The organism is Ramlibacter agri (genome assembly GCF_012927085.1).
GTDB lineage: Bacteria > Pseudomonadota > Gammaproteobacteria > Burkholderiales > Burkholderiaceae_C > Ramlibacter > Ramlibacter agri.
In genome coordinates this window covers 1092995-1109976 of the sequence record NZ_JABBFX010000003.1, presented here as the reverse complement: position 1 = coordinate 1109976, position 16982 = coordinate 1092995, and the positions used below count along the sequence as shown (strand labels likewise).

15 protein-coding genes are annotated in these 16982 nt (G+C 68.6%); 1 reads left to right on the top strand and 14 read right to left on the bottom strand.

What is annotated here, in order from left to right:
- Nucleotide 1 precedes the first annotated feature (1 nt).
- The 11 genes from HHL11_RS29535 to HHL11_RS29485 form a co-directional block, all read right to left on the bottom strand.
- Complete coding sequence (locus HHL11_RS29535; protein WP_169422180.1) at nucleotides 2-1462, bottom strand: UDP-N-acetylmuramoyl-L-alanyl-D-glutamate--2,6-diaminopimelate ligase; 1461 nt, start codon at nucleotides 1460-1462, stop codon at nucleotides 2-4.
- Entirely contained in the window at nucleotides 1462-3201 is a 1740-nt protein-coding gene (locus tag HHL11_RS29530; protein WP_169422179.1) for a peptidoglycan D,D-transpeptidase FtsI family protein, read from the bottom strand. Before HHL11_RS29530 ends, HHL11_RS29535 begins: the two co-directional genes overlap by 1 nt.
- On the bottom strand, nucleotides 3198-3485 hold the full coding sequence (ftsL, locus tag HHL11_RS29525) for a cell division protein FtsL (RefSeq protein ID WP_169422323.1): 288 nt from the start codon (nucleotides 3483-3485) through the stop codon (nucleotides 3198-3200). Before ftsL ends, HHL11_RS29530 begins: the two co-directional genes overlap by 4 nt.
- On the bottom strand, nucleotides 3485-4399 hold the full coding sequence (rsmH, locus tag HHL11_RS29520; RefSeq protein ID WP_169422178.1) for a 16S rRNA (cytosine(1402)-N(4))-methyltransferase RsmH: 915 nt from the start codon (nucleotides 4397-4399) through the stop codon (nucleotides 3485-3487). The genes ftsL and rsmH overlap by 1 nt, the downstream gene beginning before the upstream one ends.
- A gap of 9 nt (nucleotides 4400-4408) precedes the next feature.
- Nucleotides 4409-4837 (bottom strand): division/cell wall cluster transcriptional repressor MraZ, encoded by a 429-nt coding sequence (mraZ, locus tag HHL11_RS29515; protein ID WP_169422177.1) that lies wholly within the window; start codon nucleotides 4835-4837, stop codon nucleotides 4409-4411.
- A 234-nt stretch (nucleotides 4838-5071) separates the two neighbouring features.
- Nucleotides 5072-6388, bottom strand: a complete 1317-nt coding sequence (hslU, locus tag HHL11_RS29510) for an ATP-dependent protease ATPase subunit HslU (protein WP_169422176.1) — start codon at nucleotides 6386-6388, stop codon at nucleotides 5072-5074.
- Entirely contained in the window at nucleotides 6385-6936 is a 552-nt protein-coding gene (hslV, locus tag HHL11_RS29505; protein ID WP_169422175.1) for an ATP-dependent protease subunit HslV, read from the bottom strand. The genes hslU and hslV overlap by 4 nt, the downstream gene beginning before the upstream one ends.
- A 78-nt stretch (nucleotides 6937-7014) precedes the next feature.
- Entirely contained in the window at nucleotides 7015-8931 is a 1917-nt protein-coding gene (locus HHL11_RS29500; protein ID WP_169422174.1) for an STAS domain-containing protein, read from the bottom strand.
- A gap of 30 nt (nucleotides 8932-8961) precedes the next feature.
- Complete coding sequence (gene dksA, locus HHL11_RS29495; RefSeq protein ID WP_425355229.1) at nucleotides 8962-9759, bottom strand: RNA polymerase-binding protein DksA; 798 nt, start codon at nucleotides 9757-9759, stop codon at nucleotides 8962-8964.
- A 562-nt stretch (nucleotides 9760-10321) separates the two neighbouring features.
- Nucleotides 10322-11377 (bottom strand): CobW family GTP-binding protein, encoded by a 1056-nt coding sequence (locus tag HHL11_RS29490; RefSeq protein ID WP_169422172.1) that lies wholly within the window; start codon nucleotides 11375-11377, stop codon nucleotides 10322-10324.
- Nucleotides 11378-11414: 37 nt separating this feature from the next.
- Nucleotides 11415-12599 (bottom strand): class I SAM-dependent rRNA methyltransferase, encoded by a 1185-nt coding sequence (locus HHL11_RS29485; RefSeq protein WP_169422171.1) that lies wholly within the window; start codon nucleotides 12597-12599, stop codon nucleotides 11415-11417.
- Nucleotides 12600-12668: 69 nt separating this feature from the next.
- On the opposite strand from HHL11_RS29485, the gene HHL11_RS29480 reads away from it, so the two are divergent.
- A complete protein-coding gene (locus HHL11_RS29480) occupies nucleotides 12669-14426 on the top strand; it encodes a sensor domain-containing diguanylate cyclase (protein ID WP_169422170.1) in 1758 nt (585 codons plus the stop codon).
- A 13-nt stretch (nucleotides 14427-14439) separates the two neighbouring features.
- Here the strand turns inward: HHL11_RS29480 and HHL11_RS29475 are convergent, their stop codons facing one another.
- Genes HHL11_RS29475 through dapF form a run of 3 tightly spaced genes read right to left on the bottom strand, consistent with a single transcriptional unit; the run spans nucleotide 14440 to nucleotide 16939 of the window.
- A complete protein-coding gene (locus tag HHL11_RS29475) occupies nucleotides 14440-15369 on the bottom strand; it encodes a tyrosine-type recombinase/integrase (RefSeq protein ID WP_169422169.1) in 930 nt (309 codons plus the stop codon).
- Nucleotides 15369-16070: a DUF484 family protein gene (locus tag HHL11_RS29470; RefSeq protein WP_169422168.1), complete on the bottom strand. Its 702-nt coding sequence runs from the start codon at nucleotides 16068-16070 to the stop codon at nucleotides 15369-15371. The genes HHL11_RS29475 and HHL11_RS29470 overlap by 1 nt, the downstream gene beginning before the upstream one ends.
- Entirely contained in the window at nucleotides 16067-16939 is an 873-nt protein-coding gene (gene dapF, locus HHL11_RS29465) for a diaminopimelate epimerase (protein ID WP_169422167.1), read from the bottom strand. Before dapF ends, HHL11_RS29470 begins: the two co-directional genes overlap by 4 nt.
- Nucleotides 16940-16982: the final 43 nt, after the last annotated feature.

Sequence of the window (16982 nt, the reverse complement as noted above, 5' to 3'; positions counted from 1 at the left end):
CTCATTTCCGGGCCTCCAGTGCACGCTTCGCGTGCGCCTGGTCGGAGAACGCATGCTTCACGCCCGCGACCTCCTGGTAATCCTCGTGGCCCTTGCCGGCCAGCAGGATCACGTCCTGCGGCGCGGCGGCGGCCACCGTTTCGGCGATGGCGCGGGCGCGATCGGCCTGCACCTCCACCACGTCCGCGTGCGACAGCCCCAGCAGGATCTGGCTGATGATCGCCTCGGGCTTCTCGCTGCGCGGGTTGTCGCTGGTGACGACCACGCGGTCGGCATCCTTCTCCGCCACCGCGGCCATCAGCGGGCGCTTGGTCGCGTCGCGGTCGCCGCCGCAGCCGAACACGCACCACAGCTGGCCGCCGCGCTGCGCGGCGAGCGGACGCAGCGCCTGCAGGCCCTTGTCCAGCGCATCGGGCGTGTGCGCGTAATCCACCGCCACCAGCGGCTGGCCCGGTACATTGAGTCTTTCCATGCGGCCCGGCACGGGCAGCAGGTTCGCGCAAGCCGCCACCGCCTGCGCCAGCGGCACGCCGATGGCGCGCATCATCCCCACGACGCCCAGCAGGTTGGAGACGTTGTACTGGCCGATCAGGCCCGTGCGCAGCTCGTGCCGCTCGCCGCCTTCGGCGAGCACGAAGCGCAGGCCCTGCTCGGTGTAGCCGATGTCCAGGGCGCGCAACCGTGCGTCGCGCTCGCAGGAGACGGTCCACAGGTCCAGGCCCTGCAGCTCGCACGCCAGTTGCTCGCCCTTGGCGTCGTCCACGTTCAGCACCGCGGCCTGCAGGCCAGGCCAGCGGAACAGCTCCGCCTTCGCCTGCCAGTAGGCTTCCATGCTGCCGTGGTAATCCAGGTGGTCCTGGGTGAAATTGGTGAAGCCGGCCACGCGCACGCGCATGCCGTCCATGCGGCGTTCGACGATGCCGATGGAGCTGGCCTCGATCGCGCAGGCCTTGAGCCCTTGCTGCAGGAACTTGCGGAACTGCCGCTGCAGCAGCACCGGATCCGGCGTCGTCAGGCCGGTGTGCTCCACATTCGGCGGCTGGCCCACGCCCAGCGTGCCGATCACGCCGCAGGGCAGGCCGGCGGCGGACAGCGCCTGCGCCAGCCACCAGGCGGTGGAAGTCTTGCCGTTGGTGCCGGTGATGGCCAGCACGTCGAGCACCTGGCTCGGATCGCCGTAGAACAGCGCCGCGATCGGGCCGGTGGCGGCCTTCAGGCCCTCGTAGGCGGCGACCGTGTCGCCGCTGAAATTGAACGCTTCGCTGCCTGCCGCTTCCACCAGCACGGCGCGGGCGCCCTGCTGCAGCGCCGTCGGCACGAACTTGCGGCCGTCGGTGGCGGCGCCGGGCCAGGCGACGAAGCCGTCGCCCGCGCCGACCTTGCGGCTGTCGCAATGCAGTTCGGCGACCTGGCGGCTGGCCAGCCAGGCGGCGGCTTCCTGCGGCGTGCGGAGGACGCGCATCAGAACGACTCCTCCACCCGCTCCACCGCGATCTGCGGCTTCACGTTCATGTCCGGCTGCACGCCCAGGATGCGCAGGCTCTGCTGCGTCACGGCGCTGAACACCGGGGCGGCGACGTCGCCGCCGAAGTAGCGGCCGGCGCTGGGCTCGTCGATCATCACGGCCACCACGATGCGCGGCTTGTCGATGGGCGCCATGCCCACGAACACGCCGCGGTACTTGTTGGCCGCGTAGCCGCGGCCTTCCTGCTTGTGCGCGGTGCCAGTCTTGCCGCCCACCGAGTAGCCCATGACCTGCGCCCGCGGCGCGGTGCCGCCGTTCTGCGTCACCAGGTGCAGCATGGCGCGCATCTGCTGCGCGACCTTCTCGTCGAACACGCGCACGCCGGCCACTTCGGTGCCGGTCTTCAGCAGGCTCACGGGCGGCAGCTGGCCATCGCGGGCGAAGGCCGCATAGGCATGCGCCAGCTGGAACAGGCTGACCGACAGGCCGTAGCCGTAGGCCATGGTGGCCTGCTCGATCGGGCGCCAGGTCTTGTAGGGGCGCAGCCGCCCACTGACCGCGCCGGGGAAAGGCACCTGCGGGCGCTGGCCGAAGCCCAGCTCCGTGTACATCTCCCACATGTCCTTGGGCGGCATCTGCAGCGCGATCTTGGTCGCGCCGACGTTGCTGGACTTCTGGATCACCTGGCTGACGGTCAGCTGCTGGCTGGGGCCGTCGTCGTGGATCGTCGAGCCGCTGATGGTGATGTGGCCGCCGTTGGTCTGGATCACCGTCTCGGGCGTGACCAGGCCCTTCTGCAGCGCCAGCGACACCACGATCGGCTTCATCGTGGAGCCGGGCTCGAAGCTGTCGGTGAGCGCGCGGTTGCGCAGCTGCGAGCCGGTGAGGTTTTCGCGCCGGCCCGGGTCGTAGCTGGGGTAGTTGGCCAGCGCCAGCACCTCGCCGGTGAGCGCGTCCAGCACCACGGCGCTGCCTGCCTTGGCCTTGTTCTGCAGCACCGAGTCGCGCAGCTGCTGGTAGGCGAAGAACTGCACCTTGCTGTCGATCGACAGCTGCAGGTCCTTGCCGTCCACCGGCGGCACCTGTTCGCGCACGTCCTCGACGATGCGGCCCAGGCGGTCCTTGATGACGCGGCGCGAGCCGGGCCGGCCGGCCAGGTCCTTGTTGAAGGCGAGCTCCAGGCCTTCCTGGCCCTTGTCCTCGACGTTGGTGAAGCCGACGATGTGCGCGGCGGCCTCGCCCTCGGGGTACTGGCGGCGGTATTCCTTGCGCTCGTACACGCCCTTGATGTCCAGCGCGGCGACCTGCTTGGACACGGTGTCGTCCACCTGCCGCTTGAGCCAGACGAAGCTGCGCTCCTCGTCCTCCAGCCGCTTGTTCAACTCCGCCAGCGGCATCTGCAGCACCTTGGCCAGCTGCGCCAGCTTGGCGGGGTCGCGGTCGATCGCTTCCGGGATGGCGGCGATGCTGGGCACCGGCACGCTGCTGGCGAGCAGCAGGCCGTTGCGGTCGAAGATGCGGCCGCGGTTGGCGGGCAGCTCCAGCGTGCGGGCGAAGCGCACTTCGCCCTGGTGCAGGTAGAAGTCGTTGGCGAACACCTGCACCCAGGCTGCGCGGCCCGCCAGGCCCAGGAAACCGAGGGCGATGCCGGCCACGATCAGCTTGCTGCGCCACACCGGCGTGCGGCTGGCCAGCAGCGGGCTGGAGGCGTAGGTGACCGAAGGAGCCCGCTTCATGGTTGCGGCTCCTTCGCCACGCCCTTGAGCGTGACGTACTGCGTGATCGCGGGCGTGGCCGCGCGCATCTGCAGTTGCTCGCGTGCGAGCTTTTCCACCCGCGCCGGCGTCGCCTGCTCGCGCTTTTCCACCTGCAGCCGCTCGTTCTCCACTTCGAGCTTGCGCGCCTCGGAGTGCGCCTTGTCGATCTCGGCATAGAGCGCGCGCGACTCGTACTGCACCCGCACCAGGTACAGCGCACTGGCGATGACGGCGACGAGCAGCAGCAGGTTCACGCGCAGGATCACAGCACCTCCGTCCGTTCGGCCACGCGCATGATGGCGCTGCGCGAACGCGGGTTGGCCTGCACTTCGGCGGCGGTGGGCTTCACCCGCTCCAGCGACTTCAGCTTCGTGGGCTTCGGGGCGGCAAAGGGCGCGCGGCGGTCGAACTCCTCGCGGGAATGCTTCGCGATGAATTGCTTGACGATCCGGTCTTCCAGCGAGTGGAAGCTGATCACCACCAGGCGGCCTTGCGGTGCCAGCACGTTCAGGCTGGCCTCGAGTGCCGCCTGCAGCTCTTCAAGCTCGGCGTTGACGAAAATCCGAAGAGCCTGAAATGTGCGCGTTGCAGGGTCCTGGCCCGGCTCGCGGGTTTTGACCGTACGAGCCACGAGTTCGGCCAGCTCGGAGGTGGTTGCAAGAGGGCCCCGTTCCTGTCGGCGAGCTGCAACCGCCTTTGCAATCTGAACAGCAAACCGTTCTTCGCCATAGTCACGGATCACCTCCGCCATCTGCGCCACCGACGCGGTGGCCAGCCAGTCCGCCGCGCTCGTGCCGCGCGTCGGGTCCATGCGCATGTCCAGAGGCCCGTCGCCGCGGAACGAGAAGCCGCGCGCGGGGTTGTCGATCTGCGGCGAGCTCACGCCCAGGTCCATCAGGATGCCGGTGACGCTGCCCGCTTCCAGCTCGCCCAGGGCCGCGAAGCCCTGGTGCCGGATCTCGAAGCGCGGGTCCTCGATGGCATTGCCCACCGCGACCGCTTCGGGGTCCTTGTCGAAAGCAATGAGCCGGCCCCGCTCGTCCAGCTGCGAAAGCAGCAGGCGCGAGTGCCCGCCGCGACCGAAGGTCGCGTCTACGTAGTTTCCATCCGGCTTGGTGACGAGGGCGTCGACTGCTTCGTTCAACAAGACGGTGGTGTGTTGCCATTCGCCTGCCACCGCTCGCTCTCAGAATGAAAAGTCCTGGAAGGCCTCGGGCATCCCCGCTTGCATCGCCTCGGCCTCCTTGGCCTCGTAAGTCGCCTTGTCCCAGAGCTCGAAGTTGTTGCCCATCCCGAGCAGCATCACGTCCTTGGCTATGCCCGCTGCCGCCCGCAGTTCGGGCGAGACGAGCATGCGGCCCGTGCCATCGAGCTCCACGTCCATCGCGTTGCCCAGGAAGATTCTCTTCCACCACTGGGCACTCATGGGGAGCGCCGCGATGCGTTCACGAAATTTTTCCCATTCCGGCCGCGGGAAGATCATCAGGCAGCCATGCGGGTGCTTGGTGATGGTGAGCTGGTTCGCTGCCGTGGCGGCCAGGACGTCGCGATGCCGGGTCGGCATGGAAAGCCGACCCTTGGCATCGAGACTCAGCGACGACGCGCCCTGGAACACCTTGTTTGAACCTCACTGCTACGAACGGATTGAGAACGGGCCTTGAGCCCACTTTCCACCACCTAATTGCACTTTTTTGCACTGTAGCAGGAAACCGCAGAGGCGCAAGCGGGCTCCGGTAATTTTTGGCAATGAAATCAAGGACTTAGAAACGACTTCGGAGGCCGAGGCCTCCGAATTCCTTTGCGCAGCAAGCACTTACGTGGTGCTCTGCATGTGTTCCTTGAGCGCGCGTCAGAGGATGTATCGGGACAAGTCCTCATCCCGGCTGAGTTCCTTCAGCCGCGCGTCCACGTAAGCGCCGTCCACGGTCACCGTCTGGCCCTCGAGCCTGGTGGCTTCGAAGCTCACCTCGTCCAGCAGCCTTTCCATGACGGTGGAGAGGCGCCGGGCGCCGATGTTCTCGGTGCGCTCGTTCACGTCGTAGGCGATCTGCGCCAGGCGCGTGATGCCCTCCGGCGTGAACTCCAGCTTCACGTTCTCGGTGGCCAGCAGCGCCTCGTACTGCTTGACCAGCGAGGCATGCGTGGTCGTGAGGATGGCTTCGAAGTCCTGCACCGACAGCGAGCCCAGCTCGACGCGGATCGGGAAGCGGCCCTGCAGTTCGGGAATGAGGTCGCTGGGCTTGGACAGGTGGAAGGCGCCGCTCGCGATGAACAGGATGTGGTCGGTCTTGATCGGGCCGTACTTGGTGGACACCGTCGTGCCTTCCACCAGCGGCAGCAGGTCGCGCTGCACGCCCTGGCGCGAGACGTCGGCGCCCGAGGCTTCGCTGCGCGACGCCACCTTGTCAATCTCGTCGATGAAGACGATGCCGTTCTGCTCGGCGTTCTGGATGGCGGCGGCACGGATCTCTTCCTCGTTCACCAGGCCGGCCGCTTCCTCTTCCACCAGCAGCTTCATCGCCTCGCGGATCCTGAGCTTGCGCGACTTGCGGCGCGCGCCGCCCACCTGGCTGAACATGCCGCGCAATTGCTCGGTCATTTCTTCCATGCCGGGCGGCCCCATGATCTCCAGTTGCGCCTTCGGCTCGGCGACTTCGATGTCGATGTCCTTGTCGTCCAGTTCGCCCTGGCGCAGCTTCTTGCGGAAGACCTGGCGGGTCGCGCTGTCGCCCGCGGGCTCCTCGCCGCGCGCGGGCGGGATCAGCGCGTTCAGCACGCGCTCCTCGGCCGCGTCCTCGGCGCGGGCGCGCACCTTGCGCATCTCGTCCACGCGGGTCTGCTTGACGGCCATCTCGGCCAGGTCGCGCACGATGGAGTCGACGTCCTTGCCGACGTAGCCGACCTCGGTGAACTTGGTCGCTTCCACCTTGATGAAGGGCGCATCGGCCAAGCGCGCCAGCCGCCGCGCGATCTCGGTCTTGCCGACGCCGGTGGGGCCGATCATCAGGATGTTCTTCGGCGTGATCTCGAAGCGCAGCTTCTCGTCCACCTGCTGGCGGCGCCAGCGGTTGCGCAGCGCGATGGCTACTGCGCGCTTGGCGTCCTTCTGGCCCACGATGTGGCGGTCCAGCTCCGACACGATCTCCTGGGGCGTCATGCTGCTCATTCCAACACCTCGATCGTGTGGTTCATGTTGGTGTAGATGCACAGGGCGCCGGCGATCTCCAGCGACTTCTTGACGACGTCACGGGCACCGAGTTCGGTGTTGTCCAGGAGGGCCTTGGCCGCGGCCTGCGCGTAGCCGCCGCCGGAACCGATGGAGACGATGCCCTGCTCCGGCTCCAGCACGTCGCCGTTGCCGGTGATGATGAGCGACGACTCGCGGTCGGCCACCGCCAACATCGCTTCGAGCCGGCGCAGCACGCGGTCGGTGCGCCAGTCCTTGGTGAGCTCGATCGCGGCGCGGACCAGATGGCCCTGGTGCTTCTCCAGCTTGCCTTCGAAGCGCTCGAACAGCGTGAAGGCATCGGCGGTGGCGCCGGCGAAACCGGCCAGCACCTTGTCGTGGTAGAGCTTGCGCACCTTGCGGGCCGTGCCCTTGACGACGATGTTGCCCAGGGTCACCTGCCCATCGCCGCCAATGGCCACCTGCCAGCGTCCATCCGGCAACTGCCGGCGCACGCTGACGATGGTCGTTCCGTGAAATTGTTCCATAGCCCCAGCAGCTTGGGGCTTCCGAGGGGAATTGCAAGAACGCCCTGGGTCCCCGCTCGCGCGGGGATGGCGAGAGCGTTACTCGTTGCGCATGCCCACGCGGGCGTGCTCGCTGATGCCGATGACGTTGAAGAACGCGGCGACGAGGCGGTGCACTTCGATGAACTGCACTTGCCGGCCTTCGGCCACGCGCGCGGTCACCCAGTTCAGCAGCGTGCCGGCGGCGGTGAAGTCGATGCGCATCAGGCGCGCGCAGGAGATCACCATCACGTCGGCTTCGCCGAGCTTGGCGTCCAGCACGTCCAGCGCTTCCTTGCCGTCCCCGAGGATCAGCCCGGAAAGCTCGACGGTCGCCACCGTGGACAGCTGCGACGTCATGCCCGGCGCCTGGCTGTCGCCATAGCCGGTGAGGATGCTGGACATCACCGACTCGCCGACGATGGTGTGGCCGCCGGCATAGGTGCCGTCGGCCTGCAGCGGCTTGTATTCGCAGCGCGAGCTGTCCCACGACGGCGGCGAGACCTCGTAGGTCACGCAGTAGTCCAGCGCCACCAGCTCGAATTCGTCGGGCCGGTGGATCACGCGCAGGAACTCCATGCGCAGCTTCCACCAGGCGGCGGCGACGTTGCGGTCGCCTGAAGGCGTGGCATCGCGCAGCACGCGGTCCAGGTTGTCGGCGCCGATGAAGCGCAGTTGCACCGTCTGGCCCGCCCACTGCGTGAACAGCTTGGTCAGCGGCTCCACGGCGGCTTCGGCCAGCGTGGTGAGCTTGCTCCAGTTCAGGCGCCAGGGCTGCTGCGCCTTGGCCAGCGCCGCGTTCATGGCGGCGACGGTCTGCGTGCCGAAGACCGCGGGCGACGTCCAGTCGGCGATGTTCGCGCCGCTCGCGGCGGCCTGCTGCGCCGGCGAGTTCATGCGGCCCACGATCTCGGGCAGCGAGAACCACTGCGGCGCCGAGCGGCCGAAGCGGCTGGCGAACTCGATCGCGGCCGGCTCGTAGCGATCCTGCTTGCCGGAGGCGCGGTACAGGTCGAACAGCGTGAGCCAGGTCTCCTCGTGGTTCACGCGCGTGCCGGCGGGGCCCAGCACGTCCAGCAGGCCCGCTTCGGCGCCCTCGTCGTCGCCATTGGCGAAGCGGATCGAGGCTTCCTCCAGCTCGGGGTCGTGCGCGAATTCCTCGATCTCGATCGCGTCCTGCTTGGACAGCGAGAAGATGCTGCTGGGCGGACCGCTGGGCGGGCCGTCCTGCTTGCTCGAAGGCGCGGGTGCAGGCACGGGCGCGGCCGCGCGCGGGGGCACCGGCGCGCCGCGCTGCGGGGCACGCGCCGCGGGCGCGGGAGGCTGCGTGGCCGCGAGCGGCTGCTTGACGGAAGAAGAGAATTCCAGCGGCGGCAGTTCGCGCGTGCCTTCGCGTTCCGGCACCAGGCCCAGGTTCTGCGTCGTGGCGTCGGGCGGGACGGCGCCGAGGCCGGAAGCCGCATCGGCGGGGATCACCGCATCAGTCAGCGGCTGCGGCGAGGTGCGCGAATAGCTCGTGGCCGCCGGCGCAGCGACGCCAGCCTGGCGCATCTGGTCGGGCGGCATGTGCGAGGACACCGCGAAGCCGCTCACGCCGCCGGCCTGCGTGCCGCCATGCTTGGTCTTCCACCACTGCATGGACATCTGCGCCTCGATCTCGTCGATCTTCTTCAGCGTGGTGGCGCGGTCATCCGGCTTGGAGGGCATCGAGCTCTGGAAGAACGAAGGACGCGCCATCGCGTCCTGCCCTGCCAGCACCTCGCTGCGCCGCATCTTGCGCAGCATGTCGAACTCGCGCTTGCGCACGAAGTCGTTGCGCCGCTTGCGCTCGATCATCTCCTTGAGCATCTGCTTGGAGTACGAGCTCTCGCGGTCGGTGTCCCCCTGGTCGTCGCCCCAGGTCGTGGTGGGGTTCTTGACGAACCGCACCACCCTGGACAGCAATCCGCCGGGTGTGGATTCGTCCTTTTGCGCCATGCGTGCTTCTGTCCGCTGCGAGTCCGGCGATCAGTCGCCGAACATCTTCTGTTTGAGTTCGCGGCGCTGCTGCGCCTCGAGCGACAGCGTCGCCGTGGGGCGCGCCAGCAGGCGGCCCACGCCGATCGGCTCGCCGGTCTCGTCGCAGTAGCCGTAGTCGCCGGCGTCGATGCGCCCGATCGACTGCTCGATCTTCTTCAGCAGCTTGCGCTCGCGGTCGCGGGTGCGCAGTTCCAGCGCGTGCTCCTCCTCGATCGTCGCGCGGTCCGCGGGATCGGGGACGATGACGGTGTCCTCGCGCAGGTGCTCCGTCGTCTCGCCGGCGCTGTTCAGGATTTCCTGTTTGAGCTGCTGCAGCTTCAGGCGGAAGAACGCCATCTGCTTCTCGTTCATGTACTCCGAGTCCGGCATGGCCAGCACTTCGGCGTCCGTGAGCTCTTCGGCGGTCTTGGTCTTCCAGTTGTTCGCCAGCTTCGGGTCCTTCTTGATGGCGACGACCGGAGGCGGCGTCAGTACGGATTGGGTTGCCATGGGAGTGTAGGTTGCCTTTGCAGCGGCCGGTGCGGCCGGTACAGGGGCGGCGGGCGGCACGCTCCGCACGACAGGCTGGGCCTGCTGCACGGGTCGGGCCGGCGCTTTGGCCGACTGCACCGGCGCCGCGACTGGCGGCACTGCGGTGTTGGGGGCTGCCGGGGCGGCCGGGCTCTTCGCGGGAGCGGCGGCTGCCTTGGCAGGGAGCTTCCTGGCGGCGGCGACGACAGCCTTGGCACTGGTAGCGACGGCCTTCGCCACCACTCCCAATGCCTTGCCGGCGGCCGTGGAGGCCACCTTCGCCGCTGTCTTTGTCGCCTTGGCCGGGGCCGCGGATTGTGCCGCAGATTTGGCCGGCGTCTTCGCCGGGGCGGCCTTGGCGGCCGCCTTGGGGGGTTTTACGGGGGCTTTCGCTGCGGGTCTGGGTGCGGGCTTGGGGGCTGCCTTCTTCGCCGGCGCCTTCGCAACCGGCTTGACTGCCTTGGCGGCAGGCTTGGCCGGCTTGGCCTTGGCTGGGGCTTTCGCTGCGGTCTTGGTCTTGGCAGCGACTTTGGGCTGAGCCTTCACTTCCCGTCTCCTCGCGCGAACGGCGCCGGCGGCCGCGGGGTCGAACCCCGCCGGCCTGCCTTTCGTATGGTCTGGAGCGCCGTCATGACCGCGATTTATACCCTGATTGTCCCGTGCTGCACGGCCGTGGACCTCCTTTTCATCCATAGGCAGGTCCCCGCCCCTGTTGAAGCCATTTGCATTCAGTTGCGGAAGCGAGACAAACATGGGACCGGGCCAAGGGCTGGTTGCGAAGGGGCCAGCCTACCCGGGGGCCAGGCGGTCGCGGCTCAGACCGCGCCGCCGGGCGCTGTCAGACGAGGCACTGCTCGAGCCCCTGAAGGAAGATGTCCTTCGGCAGGTCAATGCCGATGAAGACCATCTTGCTCACGCGCGCCTCGCCCTCGGCCCATTGCGGGCCCAGGTCGCTTCCCATCAGCTGGTGCACGCCCTGGAAGATCACCTTGCGCTCGGTGCCCTTCATGTTCAGCACGCCCTTGTACCGCAGCATGCGGGGGCCGTAGATGTTGACGATAGCGCCCAGGAAGTCTTCCAGCTTCATCGGGTCGAAGGCCCGGTCGGCGCGGAAGACGAAGCTCTTGACGTCGTCGTCGTGGGCATGGTGGTGCGGGTGGTCGCAATGCTCGCCGTGCTCGTGGTCATGATCGTGGTCATGGCCGTGCGCGTGGTGCTCGTGGTCGTGCTCGTCCTCCTCCTTCAGGAAGTCCGGGTCGATGTCGAGCTTGGCGTTGAGGTTGAAGCCCCGCAGGTCGAACACCTCCGTCAGCGGCACGTCGCCGAAGTGCACCTGCTTCTGCGGCGCGCGCGGGTTCATGTGCTTCAGGCGGTGCACCAGGGCGTCGACTTCGTCCTTGGAGACCAGGTCGGTCTTGGAGATGAAGATCTGGTCGGCGAAGCCCACCTGGCGGCGCGCCTCCTGGCGGTCATCGAGCTGCTTGTCGGCGTGCTTGGCGTCCACCAGCGTCAGGATGGAATCGAGCAGGAAGCTCTCGGCGATCTCGTCGTCCATGAAGAAGGTCTGGGCCACCGGGCCGGGGTCCGCCAGGCCGGTGGTTTCGATGACCACGCGCTCGAAATCGAGCAGGCCCTTGCGCTTCTTGGCGGCCAGCAGCTGCAGGGTCGCGCGCAGGTCTTCGCGGATCGTGCAGCAGATGCAGCCGTTGCTCATCTGGACGATCTGCTCCTTGGTCTCGGTGACGAGGATGTCGTTGTCGATGTTCTCCTCGCCGAACTCGTTCTCGATGACGGCGATCTTCTCGCCGTGGGCCTCGCTCAGCACGCGCTTGAGCAGGGTCGTCTTGCCCGACCCGAGAAAGCCGGTGAGGATGGTCGTGGGGATGAGGCTCATGGGAACTCCTGGGAATCCGACAGTTTACGGAGGGCGGCTATTCCTTGCGCAGCACGACCAATCCCTTCAGATACTCGCCCTCGGGGAAGGCCAGCGTCATCGGGTGGTCCGGCGCGGCGCCCATGTGGCCCGCGATGTAGCCGTCCACGCCGCTGTCGGTGCCGGCCGAGGCGACGATCTTGTGGAACAGGTCGGCTGAAATGCCACCCGAGCACGAGTAGGTGAACAGGACGCCGCCCGGCGCCAGCAGCTTCAGCGCCAGCCGGTTGATGTCCTTGTAGGCGCGCGCGGCGCGTTCCGCGTGGGCCGCCGTCGGCGCCAGCTTGGGCGGGTCCAGCACGATCGCATCGAACTGGCGGCCGGCCTCGCCGTAGCGGCGCAGCATCTGGTTGACGTCGGCATCGACGAACTCGGTGAGGGCGCCCTCGAAACCGTTGAGGCGCACGTTGGCCTGCGCCCGCTCCAGCGCGGGGCCGGAGGAGTCGATGGAGGTCACCTCGGAGGCGCCGCCCGCGAGCGCCGCCACGGTGAAGCCGCCGGTGTAGCAGTAGCAGTTCAGGATCCGCTTCGCGCCGAGGCGCTTCACCCAGTCGGCGAAGCGCGCGCGGCTGTCCCGCTGGTCCAGGTAGAAGCCGGTCTTGTGGCCGGTGGCGATGTCCAGGCGGTACTTCCAGCCGTGCTCGTGGATCACGATTTCGGTCGCGCCCTCCCCGCGCAGCCAGCCCGTGGTCTCGGGCAGGCCTTCGAGGCCGCGGGCGTTGGCATCGGAGCGCTCGTAGAGGCGCTGCAAGCCCGTCGCTTTCAGCAGGCCGTCGGCCAGCACCGCCTTCCAGCGCTCCGCCCCGGCGGAGAGGAATTGCGCAACGAGGGTTTCTCCGTAGCAATCGACGACGAAGCCCGGCAGGCCGTCCGACTCGCCGTGGACCAGGCGCACGCCGTCGCTGCCTACCGCCAGCCGCCGGCGCAGGGCGACGGCCGCCTCGAGCCGGCGCAGGAAGAAGGCCGCATCGATGCGATCCCCTTCGGAAAAGCTCCAGGCGCGGGCCCGGATGCGGGAGGCCGGACTGAAGGCGGCCCAGGCCAGGAACTGGCCGTCCGAACCCTCCACCCGCACGGTCTCGCCGGGGTCGGCGCCCCCCTTGGCAATGGCGGAATCGAAGATCCACGGGTGGCGGCGCAGCAACGAGCGCTCGCGCCCGTGGTGCAAACGAACAACTTTCATGACCGGATTGTCGGCCTTTGTGGCACGTATTCCGTTTCAGCACGACAATGCGGCGAAAGGTGTAACACGATGCGACACGCCCGTGCCAGCCAGTTTGCAGCTGTCCTGCTCGGACTGGCTGCCTGGCTGTTCGCGTCGCTCTCGTGGGGTGCCACCACCACCGTCATGCTCGACCCGGCCCAGCAGCCGCAGCGCCTGCTGGGCGCCGGCGAGTTCTGGCTCGACCCGTCCGGCGACTCCACCATCGCGCAGGTGACGCAGGACAAGGGCGTGCCCTGGAAAACCATCTCCGCCAGCGAGATCTTCCTGCTGCAGCGGGGCCGCTCGCTCTGGATCCGCTTCACCGTGCGCGCCGACGCCCGGGCCGCCAGCGACCGCTGGTACCTGGAGGTGCCCAGCGCCGCGGTCGACAAGGTCACGCTCTTCACCCAGGCCGGCAAGGACTGGCGCACCAGCAGCGCCGGCGACCTGCTGCCGGTGTCGCAGTGGCCGGTGCCGCACCGGCACCCGCTGCTGCCGCTGGCGCTGACCGCCGGCGCCGACCAGACCTTCTACGTGAAGGTGCAGAACACCACCAGCTTCAGCGCGCCGCTGCACTTCGTCAGCGAGAGCTTCCAGAGCCTGGGCGAGCAGCAGATCGCCCTGATGCTGGGCATCTACTTCGGCCTCGCGGCGCTCGCCTTCGTGATGGCGGTGCACGGCGCCGTGACCCTGAAGGACCTGGGCTTCGCCCTGTACGCGCTCACGGTGCTGAGCATGACCTTGACGCAGGCGGCGCTCACCGGCATCGGCGCGCTGCACTTGTGGGGCGAGTTCCCGTGGTGGAACGACATGTCGCCCTTTGTGCTGCCGGTGATCGCCGGCGGCTGCATGCTCGGTTTCATCAGCGAGGTGGTCTCGCTGGGCGAACGTTCCGCGCTGATGCAGAAGCTGGTGAACGGGCTGGCACTGCTGGCCATCCCGCTGACCGTCGCCATCCTGCTGACCGATCCGTCCACGCGCTTCCGCCTGATGCTGCCCTACGTGCTGGCGATCATCCCCTCGGTGGTCGGCGTGATGCTGTGGGCGCTGCGCCGCGGCGACCGTTACGCGCCCTGGCTGCTGGCCGGCAACATCCCGGTGGCGGTCGGCGCCCTGTTCCCGGTGGCGCGCACCGCCGGCATGCTGCCGGCCAGTTTCCTCACCACGTACAGCATGCAGTTCGGGCTGGCGCTGGAACTGCCGATCCTGATGGTGATGCTGCTGCGGCGCAGCCAGCAGCGGCGCGACTACATCCGCCGCGTGAAGGGCCTGGACCGCATCGACCCGGCCACCGGCCTGTTGAACGCCGCCGTGTTCCACGAGCGCCTGGTGCGCCTGATCGCGCGCTCGGTGCGGCTGAAGTTCCGCAGCGCCATCCTGCTGGTGGACATCACCAACCTGGAGCAGATCCGCAAGGACTTCGACCGGCAGGCGGCGCAGGAACTGCCGCTGCGCGTGGCCGGCCGGCTGCTGTCGGCGGCACGCGAGATCGACAGCGTGGCGCGGCTGTCGGACCACCGCTTCGGCATCCTGCTGGAAGGTCCGCTGAAGGCCGACGAGGTGGCCGAAGCGGCGCCGCGCATCGTGGCGCGCTGCCTGATGCCCTTCCGCAACCGGCCCCTGGGCTGGTCGGCGCAGGTGCGGGTGGCGCAGGCCCTGATCCCCATGGACGGCACCGACCCGGAGCAACTGATCGCGCAGCTGGAAGCGCTGCTGGCGAGCCACCCGCAAGACGGCAAGCGAGCGGTCTTCAACCTCTCGCGGCCACAGGCGATCGCGCCGCGGTTCCCGGCGGCGACTTCCTGAAGTCAGAACAGCTTTATTTCTTCCGCAAGGCCCGCGGATGCGCCGCGTCGTAGGCCTTGGCCAGGTGCTGGAAGTCCAGCCGGGTATAGACCTGCGTGGTGCCGATGTTCGCGTGGCCCAGCAGCTCCTGCACCGCGCGCAGGTCGCCGCTGGATTGCAGCACGTGGCTGGCAAAGGAGTGCCGCAGCATGTGCGGGTGCACCGGCGTCGCCAGGCCGGCCTGCAGGCTGCGCACCTTGAGGCGTGCCCACACCGATTGCGCGCTCAGGCGACCGCCCTGCTTGCCCGTGAAAAGCGCTGCGGCCCCCGCATTCGGCGCCAGCGCGCGTACGGCCAGCCAGTGGCGCAAGGCCTCCAGCGCCTTCGCGCCCACCGGCACGCTGCGCCGCTTGCTGCCTTTACCCAGTACGTGGGCCTCGCCGGCATCCAGGTCGACCCAGCCCTTGGCCGCATTGCTGGCCTGCGCGTCCAGGCCGACCAGCTCGCCCACGCGCAGGCCGCAGCCATAGAGCAGTTCGACGATGGCCGCATCGCGGGCTTCGACCCACGGGTCGCCGTCATCGTGGGTGAATTCGGCCAGCTGCACGGCGTCGTCGACGCTCAGTGCCTTGGGCAGCGGCTTGGGCGCTTTGGGGGGGCGCACGTCCTGCACGGGGTTGCTGGTGACCAGGCCCTCGCGGCCCAGCCAGGCGTAGAAGCCGCGCCAGCCGGAAAGGATCAGCGCGATGCCGCGGCCGCTGCGTCCGGCCCCATGCATCTGCGCCACCCAGCGCCGGATGTGCGCGTTCTGCACGCGCAGGAGCGGCACGCTCGCCTTGAGGGCGTTCTCGGACAGCTTCTGCAGGTCGAGCGCATAGAGCTCCACCGTCCGCTGGGCCAGCCGCTTCTCGACGCGGACGTGCTCGAGGTAGCGCTCGACCAGGCCCGTGTCGCTCGCGTCCATCAGCGGGGGCGCAAACGCGACAGCGCCGCCGCGGCCAGTTCGGCGATGTGCTCGAGGAAGTCGGTGCCCATGCCCGCCTGGTAACGCTGCGGGTCGGGCGAGCCCAGCACCAGCATGCCGAAGGCCTTGGCGGTGCCCGCGAGCGGGCCGGGACGCAGCGGGATCAGCGCGAGGGACAGCACGGTGGCCGGCTCGTCCAGCCAGCCGGCGGCCTCGATGCCGCTGTTCACGCCGCAATAGGGCTGCGTCAGCGAGGAAGCGAAGGTCTTGGCGTCCTCGCTCACGCCCTGCGCGAACGGCTCCTGGGCGTAGCGCTCGTCGACGTCCCACACCTTCAGCGCCACCCGCGGCACCATGAACTGCGCCTGCAGCTCCGTCACCAGCGTGGCCGGCAGCGCGCGCGAGGACTGCACCAGCAGCAGGTTGCGCGCCCAGCGCTGGATGCGCTCGCTGATCACCATGTTCTCGTTGCCGTGCCGCACCATCTCCATGATGCGGTGCTCCAGCGCCTTGATCTTCTCGCGCAGCATCTCGGCCTGCCGCTCCTGCAGGCTGACGGCGCGGTTGCCGTGCGGGCTGGTCAGCTGCACCGACGCCAGCAGCTGCGCGTGCCGGGCGAAGAAATCCGGGCTGTTCGCCAGGTAGTTGGCGATGTCGTCTTCCGTGATCGGATGCATCTGGTTGGTCCCCGTCGTCGTCATTCCTGCAGTTCCATTTCGCCTTCGAACACCGTCACCGCCGGGCCGGTCATGTAGACGGGCGCGGCGCCGCCGGCCCATTCGATGGTGAGCAGGCCGCCCCGCGTTTCCACGTCCACCCGATGATCCAGCTTCCCGAGGCGGATGCCCGCCACCACGGCGGCACAGGCGCCGGTTCCGCACGCCAGCGTTTCGCCGGCGCCACGCTCCCACACCCGCAGCTTGATGCGGCCGCGGTCCACCACCTGCATGAAGCCGGCGTTGACGCGCTTGGGGAAGCGGTTGTGGTTCTCGACCAGGGGGCCAACCTTGGCGACCGGCGCCGCGTCGACGTCGTCCACCAGCTGCACCGCGTGCGGGTTGCCCATGGACAGCACGGCGATGTGCACCAGCGCGTATTCGGCGTGCGTGCCCAGCGCGATGTGCCACTGCTGCCAGCCGCCGAAGGGATGCGGGCTGAGGCCCGCGGCGTCGAAGGGGATGTCGGCCAGCTCGAACACGGGCGGGCCCATGTCCACGGTGATGCGGCCGTCCTCGTTCAGGCGCGGCTCGATCACGCCGGAGAGCGTCTTGACCTTGATGCTGCGCCTGGCGCCGGCGAGGCCCTTGTCGACGACGAAGCGGGCGAAGCAGCGCGCGCCATTGCCGCACTGTTCCACCTCGCCGCCGTCGGCGTTGTGGATGACGTATTCGAAATCGATGCCGGGGGCGGGAGCGGGCCGGACGGAGAGGATCTGGTCGGCGCCGACGCCGAAGTGGCGGTCGGCCAGCTGCCGGTACTGCGCGGCGCTGAGGTCGAGGCGCTGGCGGGTTTCGTCCAGCACCACGAAATCGTTGCCCGCGCCCTGCATCTTGGTGAAGCGGATGCGCATGGCCGGATTATCGGCGCTTTATGCTCCGGGCTCGCAACCGGAA